Origin of the sequence: Cellulosimicrobium protaetiae, assembly GCF_009708005.2 — a bacterium.
Taxonomy (GTDB): Bacteria; Actinomycetota; Actinomycetes; order Actinomycetales; family Cellulomonadaceae; genus Cellulosimicrobium; species Cellulosimicrobium protaetiae.
In genome coordinates, this window is sequence record NZ_CP052757.1 from 2,411,187 (window position 1) to 2,425,871 (window position 14,685).

The following is a 14,685-nucleotide window of genomic DNA, read 5'->3' on the forward strand; positions in this document are numbered from 1 at the left end:
CGTCCGATCACGCCGGAGCCTTCTCGTCGCCCGATGACGTACGACAGCAGGCCTCGACCGATCGACAGCGTCAGGCAGGTGGCGCGTACTCGTCGGGGTGGGCGAGGCAGGGGCAGGACGAAGGGCGGGGCAGTGTTGGTGCAGGAGCTGGAGCGGAGCGACGTCGAGTCGGGAACGGGCGGCATCCGGCTGCTCGAGGAGCCCGAGGCGAGCGTCGTGGACATGTGGGGCGAGATCGACGTCGCCCTCCGCAGCGAGGCGAGCGCCGCGCTCGCGAACGCGCTCGAACGGGACGTCCCCGTGGTGATCGACACGTCCAAGGTGACGTTCATGGACTCCACGGGCATCGCGTTCCTCGTGCAGTTCTACACGATCGGCTCCGAGGAGGGGCTGTCCGTGACGCTGCGCAACCCGCCGACGGTGGTCACGGACGTCCTCGAGATGCTCGGCGTCATCGACATCTTCGGCACCGAGCGGCACGAGGTCGCGACGAGCTGACCGGCCTGCCGCGCGCGACCTGCTGTGGCCGCCGACGTCAGTGCGCGTCCGCCGCGAGCGACGCCGCGCCCACGATGCCGGCCGCGTTGCGGAGCTGGGCCGGGACGATGGGTGCCCGCAGGTGCAGCAGCGGCAGGAAGTGCTCGTGCTTCTTGCTCACGCCGCCGCCCACGACGATGAGGTCGGGCGAGAACAGGTCCTCCACCACGCCGAAGTAGCGCTGCAGCCGCTCGGCCCACTGCGCCCAGTCCAGGTCCTCCCGGTCGCGCGCGGCGTCGGAGGCACGGGTCTCGGCGTCGTGGCCGTCGATCTCGAGGTGCCCCAGCTCGGTGTTCGGGAGCAGGTGGCCGTCGACGACGATGGCGCTGCCGATCCCGGTGCCCAGCGTCGCGACCAGCACGACACCGTGCGCGTCGCGCGCGGCGCCGTACCGGACCTCGCCGACCCCGGCGGCGTCGGCGTCGTTGACCGCGACGACGTGTCGCCCGGTCTCGCGCGCGACGAGCGCGGGCAGGTCGACGCCGGTCCACGACTGGTCGAGGTTGGCGATGAACCGCACGACGCCGTGCTGGAGCGGCGCGGGGAACGCGACGCCGATCGGCACGTCCGGCGGGAGGTCGTACTCGCCCACGAGCTCGGCGATCACCTCGGCGACAGCCTGCGGCGTCGACGGCTGGGGCGTCGGGATGCGGTGGCGCTCCTGCGCGAACTCGCCGGTCGCGAGGTCGACGGGCGCGCCCTTGATGCCGCTGCCGCCGACGTCGATGCCGAAGGCGGTGCGGGGGCGGTCGGTGCGCGCCGGAGGCGCGGCGTGAGAGTCCTGGTGAGCGTTCATGGCAGTGTGAGGATCTCCGCTCCGTCGTCGGTCACCAGCAGCGTGTGCTCGAACTGCGCGGTCCGCGACGCGTCCGCGGTGACTACCGTCCACCCGTCGTCCCACATCCGCCACTCGGACGTGCCGAGGGTCAGCATCGGCTCGATGGTGAACACCATGCCGGGCTCGATGACCGTCGCGTGGTCCGGTGCGGCGTCGTAGTGAGGGACGACGAGGCCCGAGTGGAACGCGCGCCCCACGCCGTGCCCCGTGTACTCCCGGACGACCCCGTACCCGAACCGGGCCGCGTAGCGCTCGATGACGCGTCCGACCACGTTGATCTGGCGACCCGGTGCGACGGCCTTGATGCCCCGGTCGAGCGCCTCGCGCGTGCGCTCGACGAGCAGCGCGGAGTCCTCGTCGACCGCGCCCACAGTGAAGGTGGCGTTCGTGTCGCCGTGCACGCCGCCCACGTACGCCGTGATGTCGACGTTGACGATGTCGCCCTCGACGAGCTCCGTCGAGTCGGGGATGCCGTGGCACACGACCTCGTTGAGCGACGTGCACAGCGACTTGGGGAAGCCGCGGTACCCGAGCGTGGACGGGTACGCGCCGTGGTCGAGGACGAACTCGTGCCCCACGCGGTCGAGCTCGTCGGTCGTGACCCCGGGGGCGACGTGGCGCCCGACCTCCGCGAGGGCCTGCGCCGCGATCCGCGACGCGACACGGATCCGCTCGACCGTCTCCGGGTCGTTGACCTCGTTCCCGGTGAACGGCCGCGGCCCGGGCCGCCCGACGTACTCGGGCCGCTCGATCGACGCGGGCACCGGTCGCAGCGGCCCGACGACGCCGGGCACGAGCGGGCCGCGACGTCCCGCGCGAGGTGGCGCGACGGCGTCGGGCGAGGTCGGGGAGGGGGTGGGGCTCATGGCGGCCAGTCTACGAAGGTGCGTGCGCCGCGGACGGACACGCGGGCCGGGATGGGGGAAGATCGGGACATGAGCACCGGATCACGCTTCACCGACGACGGCGAGCCCGCGGCCGAGGACCAGTACTACTTCGACACCCGCACGGGCGAGGTGCACCGCGGACCGAGCGGCTCGTGGTCGCACCGCATGGGCCCGTACCCGACGCGCGAGGCCGCGCAGAAGGCGCTGGAGACCGCGCGCGAGCGGTCGGACGCCTGGGACGAGGAAGACCGCCGCGAGCGCGGCGAGTGACCCACGCCCCTCCGCCCGGCCCGCGCCGGGTCTGGTCGGGTCGCCTCGGCCTGCTCCTCGCCGGGCTCGCCGTCGGCGCGCTGACCTTCCTCGTCGCGCTCCAGGTCCGTGCCGGGTCCGGGGGAGGCCCGACGACGCTCTCCCCGTCCGACGAGACCGTCGCCTCGGCGCCCGAGCCGGAGGCGACGACCGCGTCCCCGGACCCCACCGTCACGGAGACCGGGCCGCCGCCCCCGCTCGCCGGCCTCACGATCGCCGTCGACCCCGGGCACAACGGCGGCAACGGCGCGAACCCGCTCACGGTGAACGCGCCCGTGCCCGACGGGCGGGGCGACACCAAGGCCTGCAACACGGTGGGCGCGTCGACAGACACGGGCTACCCGGAGCACGCCTTCACGTGGGACGTGAGCAGACGTCTCGCAGAGCGGCTGACCGAGCTCGGCGCAGTGGTCGTGCTCACACGGCCCGACGACGCGGGCGTGGGCCCGTGCGTCGACGCGCGTGGTCGCTTCCCGCAGGAGAACGACGCGGACGTCCTCGTCTCGATCCACGCGAACGGCACCGAGGACCGCGGCGCGCACGGGTTCTTCGCGATCGTGTCCGACCCGCCCGTCGTCGACGCGCAGGGGGAGCCCAGCGTCGCGCTCGCGCACGACCTCGTGGGGGCGCTGACCGAGGCCGGGTTCGCACCGTCGTCGTCGGTCGCGGCCGACGACGGCCCGATCCAGCGGCGCGCCGACCTCGCGACGCTCAACCATGCCGAACGTCCCGCGGTCGTGCTCGAGCTCGCCGAGATGCGCAACCCCGAGGAGGCGGCGGTCCTGGAGTCCGAGGAGGGCAGGCAGCGCTACGCGGACGCGATCGCCGCCGGTCTCGTGGCCTGGGCAGGCACGGGCGAGGCGGGCCCGACGGGCTGAGGGCACGCTGGCGTCAGCGCAGCGCCATCCTGGTCTGTGTCTGCATCGCCCCTCCGTCCCGCTTGAGCATGCGCAGCAGCCGGTCCAACGCACGCATGTCCTGCACCCGGACCCGCAGCAGGTAGTCGTACGGACCGGTCACGTGGACGGCGTCGGCCACGCTCGAGAGCCCCTTCACCCACGCCAGGAACTCCTCCGAGTCCCGGTCGGGTTGCAGCCGGACGTCCAGGAACGCCTCGATCCCCGGGGACCGGTCGGGCTCGTCGTCGGCGAGCAGGACCGTGAATCCCGTGATCACCCCGGCGGTCTGGAGCCGGCGCACCCGCGCCGCGACGGCGTTCGTGCTCAGGCCCACCTCACGGCCGATCGCGGTGAACGATGCGCGGCCGTCGGCCCGCAGGACACCGAGGATCTGCTCGTCGATCGCGTCCATGCCGCGAATCTACCCGTCGGGCCGCGCAGATCGCGGTCCGTCCCGCGACGACGGAGGACCGTCTCCGTCATGGAGGACACCACCACGGCGTTCGCAGGCGGCCTCGTCGCGGGCCTCGCCGTCGCCGTCCCGCTCGGTGCGATCGGCGTCCTGCTGCTCACCGAGGGACTGCGGCACGGCCTCCCACGGGCGTGGGGTGCCGCGGCCGGGGTCGCCACCGCGGACGCCCTCTGTGCCGTCGCCGCCGTCCTCCTCGGCGCCGCGGCGGCGCCACTGGTCACGGGGCTCGCGCCGTGGCCCGCGGTGACCGGAGGGTTCGTCCTCCTCGCCGTCGCAGCGCGTGGCCTCGTCCGCGGACTTCGCACGCCGGCCTCCGACGCTCTCGCCACGACGGCGTCCTCCTCGGGGCACGGACGCTCGCCCGGTACTCTGCGGCGACCGGCGACGTTCTTCGCCCTGACGATGGTCAACCCGGCGACGCTCGTGTACTTCGCGGCGGTCACGACTAGCCTCGACGGGGTCGTGCGGACGCTCGCGTCGGGCGCGGCCTTCGTCGTCGGCGTCGGACTGGCGTCCCTCTCCTGGCAGACGCTGCTCGTCGCGGCCGGGAGCGCCCTCGAGGGGCGCGTCGGGCCGGGTGTGCAGAGTCTCACCACGCTGGCCGGGAACCTCGTCGTGGCCGTCCTCGGTGTGGTCGTCGTCGCCGACGCGCTCCGGTGACCGCCTCAGGACCGTCCGGGCCGCCTGGGGAGGTGGTGAGCAGCAGCGGACGGCGGTGTCAGCGAGGGAAGCTGTGCGCGTCGTCGGGGAACGTCCCGCCGCGGACGTCCGCGGCGTAGTCCGCCGCGGCCTGGCCGAGCGCCGCGCCGATCTCGGCGTAGCGCTTGGCGAAACGCGGCGACCAGTCGGTCATGCCCGCCATGTCCGTCCAGACGAGCACCTGGCCGTCGCACGCGGCGCCCGCGCCGATACCGATCGTCGGGATGCGCAGGATCTCCGTGATCCGCGCCGCGACCTCGACCGGGACCATCTCCAGCACGACGGCCACGGCTCCCGCCTCGGCCACGGCGAGCGCGTCCTCGCTGAGCCGCTCGGCGGCGTCGTCGCCCCGGCCCTGGACCCGCGGCCCGCCGAGCGCGTTCTCGGACTGCGGCGTGAAGCCGAGGTGCCCCACGACGGGGATGCCGGCGTCGGTCAGGGCGCGGATCTGCGCCGCGATGCGGCGCCCGCCCTCGAGCTTGACCGCGTTGACCCCGGTCTCCTTGAGGAACCGCACGGCCGTCGCGAGCGCCTGCTCCGCGCTCGCCTCGTACGAACCGAACGGCAGGTCGACGACCGTGAACGCGCGGCGCGCGGCGCGTGCGACGGCGCGAGCGGGCGGGATGAGGTCGTCCACGGTCACCGGGAGCGTCGTCGTGTGGCCGTGCATCGTGTTGCCGATCGAGTCGCCGACCAGCAGCATGTCGATCCCCGCGTCGTCGAAGATGCGCGCGGTCACGGCGTCGTACGCGGTGAGCATCGTGATCTTCTCGCCGCGCGCCTTCGCCTCGGCGAGGTGGTGCACGCGGACGCGGCGCGGTCCCGTGCCGCCGGTCGTGGCGGGCTCGGGGGCGGTGTGAGCAGACATGACGGCCTTTCCTGGGTGCGGGGTACGGGTGGGACGGCGCGCGGGGTGGCGGGCGCCGTCAGTCGAGCGGCTCGCGCCAGCGGTTGGTGATGGGCAGGCGACGGTCGCGGCCGAACGCGAGGGCGGTGACCTTGGGGCCCGGCGGGTACTGGCGCCGCTTCCACTCGGCGCGGTCGACGAGCGTGACGACCTTGTCGACGACCTCGGAGTCGAACCCGCGCGCGAGCAGCTCGGCGCGGCCCTCGGCGTGCTCGATGTAGGCGTCGAGCACCTCGTCGAGGAGGTCGTAGGGCGGGAGCGAGTCCTGGTCGGTCTGGCCCGGGCGCAGCTCCGCCGACGGCGGCTTGGTGATGGACGACTCGGGGATCGGCGGGATCTCGCCCCGGTCGACCGCCTGGTTGTTGCGCCAGCGCGCGAGCTGCCACACGCGCGACTTGTCCACGTCCTTGAGGGGCGCGAAGCCGCCGATGCTGCCCGCGTCGTAGATCGTCGCGTACCCCGTCGCGAGCTCGGACTTGTTTCCGGGCGCGATGACGAGGTGGCCCTCGCGGTTGGAGATCGCCATGAGGATCACGCCGCGCACGCGCGCCTGCAGGTTCTCCTCGGCGACGCCCTCGAGCGCGAGCTCGCCCTGGAAGGCCTCGACCATGGGCGCGATGGGCTGGACGCGGTAGTCGGCGCCGAGACGCTTGGCGAGGTCCGCGGCGTCATCCTTGCTGTGCTTGGACGAGTACTGCGACGGCATGGAGACGCCGACGACGTTCTCGCCGCCGAGCGCGTCGGCGGCGATCGCCGCGGTGAGAGCGGAGTCGATCCCGCCCGAGACGCCGAGGACCACGGAGCGGAAGCCGTTCTTGCGGACGTAGCCGGCCAGCCCGGTGACGCACGCCCGGTAGACCTCCTCGTCGGGGTGCAGCTCCGGGACGCGCGGTCCGCGGGGGGCGCCGTCAGCGGGGAGCTCCCACACCAGCAGGTCCTCGACGAACTGCGGCGAGCGCGCGACGACGGTGCCGGTCGCGTCCGTGACGAACGAGCCGCCGTCGAACACGAGGTCGTCCTGCCCGCCCACGAGGTTCACGTACGCGACCGGGGCGCTCACCTCGCGCGCGCGGCGCGCCGCGAGATCGGTGCGGACGTGGCCCTTGCCCTCCTCGTACGGGGACCCGTTGAGCACGAGCAGGAGGTCGAGCCCGTTCCCCGCCTCGTCGAGCGTCGCCATCTCGGCGACCGGACCGCCGTCCTGCCAGATGTCCTCGCAGATCGCGACGCCGACGCGGCGACCCGCGACCTCGACGACCGTCGTCGTCTCGCCCGGTGCGAAGATGCGGAACTCGTCGAACACGCCGTAGTTGGGCAGGTGGTGCTTGTCGTACGCGGCCTGCACGACGCCGTCGCGCAGCACGACCGCACGGTTCGTCGGGAGGTCCGCGGGAGAACCGGAGGCCTCGCGCTCCGCGGCGCCCGCGCCGCGGGGGGCGCCCGCGGTGCCGACCGTGCCGAGCACCACGGTGACGTCGCCCAGCCCCTCCGCGGCGAGCCGGGCCGCGATGTCCGCGGCGGCGTCCCACGCCGCGCGGCGGAACGACGCGCGCAGGGCGAGGTCCTCGATCGGGTAGCCCGTGAGGGTCATCTCCGGGAACGCGACGAGCTGTGCGCCCGCTGCCGCGGCCTCCCGGGTGCGCTCGAGGACGAGGGCGGCGTTGCCGTCGAGGTCCCCCACGCACGTGTCGACCTGTGCCAGCGCGACGCGCAGATCTGCCATGCCGCCAGCCTAGACGAGCGGCGCCGTGCGGCCGGTCCGCGGGGCGGTCCCGACGCGCGACGTCCGCCACACGATCGTGTCACCCGTTCGTCACACGGATCAGGCAGGATGTACCGCATGGACAGGCAGCAGGAGTTCGTGCTCCGCACGGTCGAGGAGCGCGACATCCGCTTCATCCGGCTCTGGTTCACCGACGTGCTCGGCATGCTCAAGTCGGTGGCGATCGCGCCGGCGGAGCTCGAGTCGGCGTTCGCCGAGGGCATCGGGTTCGACGGCAGCTCGATCGAGGGCCTCACGCGCGTGTACGAGGCCGACATGATCGCCAAGCCGGACCCGACCACGTTCCAGGTGCTCCCGTGGCGTGGCGAGCGGCACGGGACCGCGCGCATGTTCTGCGACATCCTCACGCCCGACGGCGAGCCGTCGCTCGCGGACAGCCGCAACGTGCTCAAGCGCGCGCTGGCCAGGGCGAGCGACAAGGGGTTCACGTTCTACACGCACCCCGAGGTCGAGTTCTACCTGTTCAACCAGCCCGCCGACGCCGAGTCGCCACTCGTCCCGGTCGACCAGGGCGGGTACTTCGACCACCTCGCGCGGGGGTCGACGCACGACTTCCGCCGGGCCGCGATCACGATGCTCGAGTCCATGGGCATCTCGGTCGAGTTCTCCCACCACGAGGCAGGGCCGGGTCAGAACGAGATCGACCTGCGCTACGCCGACGCGCTGACCACGGCGGACAACCTCATGACGTTCCGCACGGTCGTCAAGGAGGTCGCGCTCGAGCAGGGCGTGTTCGCGTCGTTCATGCCCAAGCCGATGGCCGAGCACCCCGGCTCCGGCATGCACACGCACCTGTCGCTCTTCGAGGGCGACCGCAACGCGTTCCACGAGCCCGGCGCCCAGTTCGAGCTGTCGAAGACGGCGCGCCAGTTCATCTCCGGCCTGCTGGTCCACGCCGCGGAGATCACGGCGATCACCAACCAGTACGTGAACTCGTACAAGCGCCTGTGGGGCGGCGCCGAGGCGCCGAGCTACGTGTGCTGGGGCCACAACAACCGCTCCGCGCTCGTGCGCGTGCCCATGTACAAGCCGGGCAAGGGCAACTCGAGCCGCGTCGAGTACCGCGCGCTCGACTCGGCCACGAACCCGTACCTGGCGTTCGCCGTGATGCTCGCCGCGGGTCTCAAGGGCATCGAGGAGGGCTACGAGCTCCCCGAGGCCACCGAGGACGACGTCTGGGAGCTCACGGACGCCGAGCGCCGCGCGCTGGGCATCAAGCCGCTCCCGCAGTCGCTCGACGAGGCGATCGCCGTCATGGAGAAGTCCGAGCTCGTGGCCGAGACGCTCGGCGAGCACGTCTTCGACTTCGTGCTGCGCAACAAGCGGCAGGAGTGGGACGGCTACCGCGCGCAGGTCACGCCGTTCGAGCTGAAGCGGTTCCTCCAGGTCCTGTGAGCGGGCCCACGACGACGTCAGGTCGGTCCGGCGGGTCCCGCCGGCCGACGCTCACCGGTCGCCTCGCGCGCGTCGGCTTCGCCGACATCTCGCGCTCGGCGGGTCTGCTCGCGGACCCGGACCTCGCACTCCTGCTCGACGGCGGGCGAGGTCCGGCAGCGGACGACAGGGACGCGGAGGCTGCCGACCCGGCGTCCGCCGTGAGCGACGAGCTGCTCGCCGCGTTCGGCGGGTCGGCCGACCCCGACCTCGCGCTCCTGCAGGCCGTGCGCCTGGCGGGCGCGCTGCGCCCCGACGTCGAGGCGCGCGGCCCGCTCGCGGACCTCGCGCGTCGCACCCTGCGGCCCGGCGAGGCGCGCGACCGCCTGCTGGCCGTGCTCGGTGCGTCGGTCGCGCTCGGCGACGACGTCGTGCGGCGTCCCGCGCTCCTCGAGGTCGTCGCCGACCCGACGCCGGGGACGGGGGTGGACGCCCGCGCCGTGCGGGCAGAGCTCCTGCACGCGGTGGGCGCGGACCCCGACGCCGCCGTGCCCGTCGCCGACCGGCCCGGGCCCGAGAGCGTGGACGCGCTGCGCCGCGCCTACCGGGAGCGGATCCTGCGCATCGCCGCGACCGACCTCACCGTCGCCGACCCGCTCACCCGCATGCCCGCCGTCGGGGCGGCGCTCGCGGACCTCGCCGCCGCCGCGCTCGAGGGGGCGCTCGCCGTCGCCCGCGCGGAGCTCGACGACCACGGGTCCGGTGTGCGCCTGGCGGTGATCGGCATGGGCAAGTGCGGGGCGCGCGAGCTCAACTACATCTCCGACGTCGACGTCGTCTACGTCGTCGAACCGGTCGCGGGACACGACGAGGCGTACGCGACGACCGTCGGGGCCCGTCTCGCGACGAGCCTCGCGCGCGTGTGCTGGGGGACGTCGGGGGAGCCCGCGCTGTGGCAGGTCGACGCCGCGCTGCGCCCCGAGGGCAAGCAGGGCCCGCTCGTGCGCACGCTCGCGAGCCACGTCGCGTACTACGAGCGCTGGGCCAAGACCTGGGAGTTCCAGGCGCTGCTCAAGGCGCGCACGGTTGCGGGGGACCGGGACCTGGGCCGCGCGTACGAGGACGCGATCGCGCCGTTCGTGTGGTCCGCCGCGGGACGCGAGAACTTCGTCGAGGACTCGCAGGCGATGCGCCGCCGGGTCGAGGACCACGTCCCCGCGGCGGAGGCGGACCGCCAGCTCAAGCTCGGCAAGGGCGGCCTGCGCGATGTCGAGTTCACCGTGCAGCTCCTGCAGCTCGTGCACGGGCGGTCGGACGAGTCGATCCGCAGCCGGGGCACGCTCACGGCGCTCGCCGAGCTCGCCGCGGCGGGGTACGTGGGGCGCGAGCACGCGGCCCGGCTCGGGGTCTGCTACCGGTTCCTGCGCGCGCTCGAGCACCGCATCCAGCTCTTCCGGCTCCGACGCACGCACCTCGTCCCGACCGCGGACGACGAGCTGCGTCGTCTCGCGCGGTCCCTCGGGATGCGCACCGACGGCGCCGAGGGCCTCACCGAGCGCTGGCGCGCGACGCGACGCGAGGTGCGCGGCCTGCACGAGGAGATCTTCTACCGCCCGCTCCTGCCCGCCGTCGCGCAGCTCTCCCCGGACGAGGTGAGCCTCGCCCCGGAGGCGGCGAAGGCCCGCTTCGCGGCGATCGGCTACCGCGACCCCGCGGGCGCGATGCGCCACGTCACCGCGCTCACGGAGGGCGTGAGCCGGCGCGCGGCGATCCAGCGCCAGCTCCTGCCCGTCATGCTCGGCTGGTTCGCCGAGGGCGCGGACCCCGACGCGGGCCTGCTCGCGTTCCGCACCCTGTCCGAGACGCTGGGCGCGACGCACTGGTACCTCAAGCTGCTGCGCGACTCCGGCTCTGCGGCGCAGCGCCTCGCACACCTGCTCTCGAACTCCCGCTACCTGGCCGACGCCCTCGCCCGGTCGCCCGAGTCGGTCCGCTGGCTCGCGGCGGACGCCGACCTCACCCCCCGCGGCATCGAGCGGCTCACGGCCGAGACCGACGCCATCCTCACGCGCGCCGACGAGGTCGACCCCGCGACGGTGAGCCTGCGCGCGGTGCGCCGCCGCGAGCTCGCCCGCACGGGCGCGGCCGAGCTCCTGGGCGTCGTCGACCCGGTCGCCGCGGCCCGGAGCATCTCCGACGCCGCGGACGTCGTGCTCGCGGGCGCGCTCCGCATCGCGGAGTTCGTCGCGCGCGGCGACCTCGGGTACGACGCGCAGGACCCCGGCTCGGCGCCCGCGCGCCTGCTCGTCGTCGCGATGGGCCGACTCGGCGGGCGTGAGATGGGCTACGGCTCGGACGCCGACGTCATGTTCGTGCACGACCCGGCGCCCGGCGCGGAGAGCAGCGACGCCCAGGCGTACGCGCTCGCGGTGGCGACGCGCCTGCGTCAGCTCCTGTCCGCCGTCGGCCCGGAGCCGGCGCTCCCGGTCGACGCCGACCTGCGGCCCGAGGGGCGCAACGGCCCGCTCGTGCGCTCGCTCGCCTCGTACGCCGAGTACTACGAACGCTGGTCGAGCGTCTGGGAGTCGCAGGCGCTCCTGCGCGCGCGCCCGGTCGCGGGCGACCTCGACGGCCTCGGCGAGGCGTTCACCCGGGTCGTCGACGGCCGCCGCTACCCGCGGGGCGGCCTCGACGCCGCAGAGGTGCGCGAGGTACGCCGCATCAGGGCGCGCGTCGAGTCCGAGCGGCTCCCGCGCGGCGTCGAGGCGTCGCGCCACCTCAAGCTGGGCCGCGGGGGAGTGTCCGACGTCGAGTGGAGCGTCCAGCTCCTGCAGCTCCAGCACGCCCACGAGGTCGCGGCACTGCGCACGACGTCGACCGTCGACGCGCTCGCGGCCGCCGTGGCGGCCGGTCTCGTCGACGCCGACGACGCCGCGGTCCTGGGTGAGGCCTGGCACCTCGCCTCGCGCCTGCGCAGCGCTCTCGTCCTGTGGTCCGGACGGACCACGGGCACCACCGTGGACGTGCTCCCGCACGACCGGTTCGCGCTCAACGGCCTCGCGCGCGTGCTCGACCTCCCGGACGTCGACACGGGCGCCGAGCTCGAGGACCACTACCTGCGCACCGCGCGGCGCGCCCGGACCGTCATGGAGCGCGTCTTCTACGGCGAGGACTGACCGTGGCCCGGCGCGACGAGCCGCCCGTCCCGGGCCTGCTCGACCGACGCGAGCCCCGTGTGCTCGGCGGTGCGGGCGACCGCGGCGCTCCGGCGTCTCGGCACGGGCGCCGGCCGGCCGGGTCGTTCTACGGCTCGCGCCTGCGCTGGGCGGGGTGGATCGCCTGGGCGCTCGCGGCGTTCGCCGTCGTGCTGACCGCCGTGTGGCAGCGCCCCGAGCCCCTCGGCGCCGCGGTCCTGTGGGGCCTGGCCGGCCTTGGCTGCCGACGGTCCGCGCGCCTCGTGGAGGGCCCGATCGGACCCGTTCGCGCGCTCGCGCTCCTCGGCCTCGTGCTCGCGCTCCTCGTGCTGCTGATCGTGGGTGCGGGTCTCGTCGCCCGAGGCGAGCGCGCCTGACGCGCCCGCCCCGGGACCGGGTCAGATCGTCCGGGGCGCGCGGGCGAGGTTCGCGCGCAGCTCGTCGGCGTCCTGGCGCGCGACGTAGGCCGGGCGGTCGCGCTCGACGCGCCACGACTCCGCGAGGGGGCTCGTGTCGACGGCGTCGAATCCGAGCTCGTCGTAGAACCGCGCGACCCAGGCCGCCGCCTCCGGAAAGTCGCTCGACGTCGCGAGCGCGCGGCGTCCTGGGGTGCCCGCAGGGGTCCCGTCGGTCGTGATCTGCCCCGACTGGATGTGGTTGAACGCCTTCGCGACCTTCGCTCCCACGAGGTGCTCCTGGAGCAGCCCCGACGTCGTGGCCGCCCCGCGGTCGAGCGGGTCGACGTGCCCGTCACGCTCCCAGTAGTAGTTGTTCGCGTCGAGCACGATCTTCCCCTCGAGCGGCTCGACGGGCACCTTGCGGTACGCGCCGAACGGCACCGCCACGACGGCGACGTCCGCGGCGCGCGCCGCCTCCTCGGCGGTTGCCGCGCGCGCCCGCGGACCCAGGTCGGCGACGAGGTCGTCCAGCGTGCGGGGATCCCGCGAGTTCGCGATGACCACGTCGTAGCCGTGGGCGATCGCGGCCCGCGCGACCTGGGAGCCGATGTTGCCTGCACCGATGATGCCGAGAGTCGTCATGGTCATCGACAACACACCGGCGCGCCCTCTATTCCGGTGATCTTCCCGACGCGCGACGTGTGGCATCCTGACGTCCCAGGGGGTGCCCATGATCGATCCGCTGGTCGCGACCTTCGTCATCCTGGCGCTGGCGGTCGTGGGCTTCATGACCAACCGGCTGCCGCTCGTGGTCGTCGCGCTCTTCGTGCCGGTCGCCCTGTGGGCGACCGGGGTGCTCACGCTCGACGAGGCGCTGGGCGGGTTCAGCGACCCGATCGTGCTGTTCATCGCGACGCTGTTCGTGCTCAGCGACGCGCTCGACTCCACCGGGATCACCGCGTGGATCGGGCAGTGGCTCGAGCGGCGCGCGTCGCTCGGTCGCGCGGGGCTGCTCGCGCTGATGGTCGGGGTCGCGGCGCTCCTCGCTGCCGTCATCAGCATCAACGGTGCCGTCGCGGCGCTCCTGCCCGTCGCCGTCGTGGCCGCCGCGCGGGCCGGCATCGTCCCGTCGCGCATGCTCCTCCCGCTCGCGTTCGCCGCGGGCGCAGGGTCGCTGCTCACGCTGACCGGCACGCCCGTGAACATCATCGTCTCCGAGGCTGCGGCCGAGGCGGGCGGCCGGGAGTTCGGCTATTTCGAGTTCGCGCTGGTCGGGATCCCGCTCGTCCTCGCCACGGCCGTGCTCGTCGTGACGCTCGGCGACCGGCTGCTCCCGGAGCGCGTCCCCGAGCACCTGGCCGACACCGCCGCCGACCCGCGCGAGCGCGTGCGCTCGTGGCGCGAGAGCTACCCCGCCGAGCTCGACACGGGGCGCCTCTTCACCGGCGGCACGGGGGTCGTCGAGGTCCTCATCGCGCCCCGCTCGACGCTCGTGGGGCGCAAGGTGAGCCCCGGGATGACGACGCGGGACGAGGGACTGGTCGTGCTCGCCATCCGCCGCGGCGACGGCAGCTCGACCGGGCAGGGCACCGAGGCGCCCTCGGGTCCGATGACCATCCAGCCCGGTGACGCCGTGCTCGTGCGCGGGCCGTGGGACGCCCTCCACCGCTACACGCAGTCGCCCGACGTCATCGCCGTCGACTCCCCGCGGAGCCTGCAGCGCGGCGTCCCGCTGGGGCGCGGCTGGCGCCGGTGCCTCGCGGTGCTCGTCGTGACGATCGTGCTGCTCGCCACGGGTGTCGTCCCGCCCGTCATCGCGGGCCTCCTCGCGGCGGGCGCGCTCGTGCTCCTGCGGGTCGTCACCGTGCCGCAGTCGTTCCGCGCGATCTCGTGGGACACCGTGGTGCTCATCGCGGCCCTCATCCCGCTCTCCGCGGCGTTCGTCTCCTCCGGTGCGGCGGACGCGATCGCGGACGTCGTGCTCCGGGTCACCGGCGGCGGGTCCCCGCACCTCGCGCTCCTCGTCGTGTGCGTGCTCACCATCGTCCTGGGCCAGTTCATCTCGAACGTCGCGACGGTCCTCGTCATGGCCCCGGTCGCGGTGTCGTTCGCGCAGACGCTCGACGTGAGCGTGGAGCCGTTCATGATGGCGCTCACGGTCGCCGGCGCCGCGGCGTTCCTCACCCCGATCGCGACACCGGTCAACCTCATGGTCCTGCAGCCGGGGGGTTACCGGTTCGGCGACTACTGGCGCCTCGGCCTGCCGCTCGCGGTCGTGTTCCTCGCCGCCGCCGTCCTGTACGTGCCGCTCGTCTGGCCGTTCTGAGCGGACGCCGCGAGCTGTCACGGCTCTCCGTGGCAGGAAGGTCGTCCGCGTGGGACGGTATC

14 protein-coding genes are annotated in these 14,685 nt (G+C 74.1%); 8 read left to right on the forward strand and 6 right to left on the reverse strand.

What is annotated here, in order from left to right; genetic code table 11:
* The first annotated feature begins 132 nt into the window (after nt 1-132).
* Complete coding sequence (locus FIC82_RS10160; RefSeq protein ID WP_253691026.1) at nt 133-498, forward strand: STAS domain-containing protein; 366 nt, start codon at nt 133-135, stop codon at nt 496-498.
* 37 nt (nt 499-535) lie between these two features.
* Here the strand turns inward: FIC82_RS10160 and ppgK are convergent, their stop codons facing one another.
* The gene (gene ppgK, locus FIC82_RS10165; RefSeq protein ID WP_154798467.1) at nt 536-1,333 is read right to left on the reverse strand and encodes a polyphosphate--glucose phosphotransferase; all 798 of its coding nucleotides are present in this window, start codon (nt 1,331-1,333) and stop codon (nt 536-538) included.
* Nucleotides 1,330-2,241 carry a type I methionyl aminopeptidase gene (gene map / locus FIC82_RS10170; RefSeq protein WP_154798468.1) on the reverse strand — a complete coding sequence of 304 codons (912 nt, stop codon included), beginning with the start codon at nt 2,239-2,241 and terminating at the stop codon, nt 1,330-1,332. Before map ends, ppgK begins: the two co-directional genes overlap by 4 nt.
* Before the next feature lie 69 nt (nt 2,242-2,310).
* On the opposite strand from map, the gene FIC82_RS10175 reads away from it, so the two are divergent.
* Both FIC82_RS10175 and FIC82_RS10180 read left to right on the forward strand, forming a co-directional pair.
* A complete protein-coding gene (locus tag FIC82_RS10175) occupies nt 2,311-2,532 on the forward strand; it encodes an SPOR domain-containing protein (protein ID WP_154798469.1) in 222 nt (73 codons plus the stop codon).
* Nucleotides 2,529-3,449 carry an N-acetylmuramoyl-L-alanine amidase gene (locus FIC82_RS10180; protein WP_168731711.1) on the forward strand — a complete coding sequence of 307 codons (921 nt, stop codon included), beginning with the start codon at nt 2,529-2,531 and terminating at the stop codon, nt 3,447-3,449. Before FIC82_RS10175 ends, FIC82_RS10180 begins: the two co-directional genes overlap by 4 nt.
* 13 nt (nt 3,450-3,462) lie before the next feature.
* On the opposite strand, the gene FIC82_RS10185 is transcribed toward FIC82_RS10180, so the two are convergent.
* Nucleotides 3,463-3,882, reverse strand: a complete 420-nt coding sequence (locus FIC82_RS10185) for an Lrp/AsnC family transcriptional regulator (RefSeq protein ID WP_154798471.1) — start codon at nt 3,880-3,882, stop codon at nt 3,463-3,465.
* A gap of 69 nt (nt 3,883-3,951) precedes the next feature.
* Here FIC82_RS10185 and FIC82_RS10190 point away from each other — a divergent pair, with 69 nt between their 5' ends.
* Nucleotides 3,952-4,602: a LysE family transporter gene (locus tag FIC82_RS10190; protein WP_154798472.1), complete on the forward strand. Its 651-nt coding sequence runs from the start codon at nt 3,952-3,954 to the stop codon at nt 4,600-4,602.
* A 58-nt stretch (nt 4,603-4,660) separates the two neighbouring features.
* Here the strand turns inward: FIC82_RS10190 and panB are convergent, their stop codons facing one another.
* The gene (gene panB, locus FIC82_RS10195) at nt 4,661-5,509 is read right to left on the reverse strand and encodes a 3-methyl-2-oxobutanoate hydroxymethyltransferase (RefSeq protein ID WP_154798473.1); all 849 of its coding nucleotides are present in this window, start codon (nt 5,507-5,509) and stop codon (nt 4,661-4,663) included.
* 58 nt (nt 5,510-5,567) lie between these two features.
* A complete protein-coding gene (locus tag FIC82_RS10200; protein WP_154798474.1) occupies nt 5,568-7,271 on the reverse strand; it encodes an NAD+ synthase in 1,704 nt (567 codons plus the stop codon).
* 117 nt (nt 7,272-7,388) lie between these two features.
* Here FIC82_RS10200 and FIC82_RS10205 point away from each other — a divergent pair, with 117 nt between their 5' ends.
* From FIC82_RS10205 to FIC82_RS10215, 3 genes are read left to right on the forward strand one after another with little or no spacing between them, the layout of a single operon-like run.
* Nucleotides 7,389-8,726, forward strand: a complete 1,338-nt coding sequence (locus tag FIC82_RS10205) for a glutamine synthetase family protein (protein ID WP_154798475.1) — start codon at nt 7,389-7,391, stop codon at nt 8,724-8,726.
* A complete protein-coding gene (locus FIC82_RS10210) occupies nt 8,723-11,881 on the forward strand; it encodes a bifunctional [glutamine synthetase] adenylyltransferase/[glutamine synthetase]-adenylyl-L-tyrosine phosphorylase (protein WP_168731712.1) in 3,159 nt (1,052 codons plus the stop codon). The genes FIC82_RS10205 and FIC82_RS10210 overlap by 4 nt, the downstream gene beginning before the upstream one ends.
* A gap of 2 nt (nt 11,882-11,883) precedes the next feature.
* Nucleotides 11,884-12,276, forward strand: a complete 393-nt coding sequence (locus FIC82_RS10215) for a hypothetical protein (RefSeq protein WP_154798476.1) — start codon at nt 11,884-11,886, stop codon at nt 12,274-12,276.
* A 21-nt stretch (nt 12,277-12,297) separates the two neighbouring features.
* Here the strand turns inward: FIC82_RS10215 and FIC82_RS10220 are convergent, their stop codons facing one another.
* Nucleotides 12,298-13,029: an NADPH-dependent F420 reductase gene (locus tag FIC82_RS10220; protein WP_418884318.1), complete on the reverse strand. Its 732-nt coding sequence runs from the start codon at nt 13,027-13,029 to the stop codon at nt 12,298-12,300.
* Between FIC82_RS10220 and FIC82_RS10225 the strand changes: the two genes are divergently transcribed.
* Nucleotides 13,028-14,623 carry an SLC13 family permease gene (locus tag FIC82_RS10225; RefSeq protein ID WP_154798478.1) on the forward strand — a complete coding sequence of 532 codons (1,596 nt, stop codon included), beginning with the start codon at nt 13,028-13,030 and terminating at the stop codon, nt 14,621-14,623. The genes FIC82_RS10220 and FIC82_RS10225 overlap by 2 nt on opposite strands.
* The last annotated feature ends 62 nt before the right edge of the window (nt 14,624-14,685 follow it).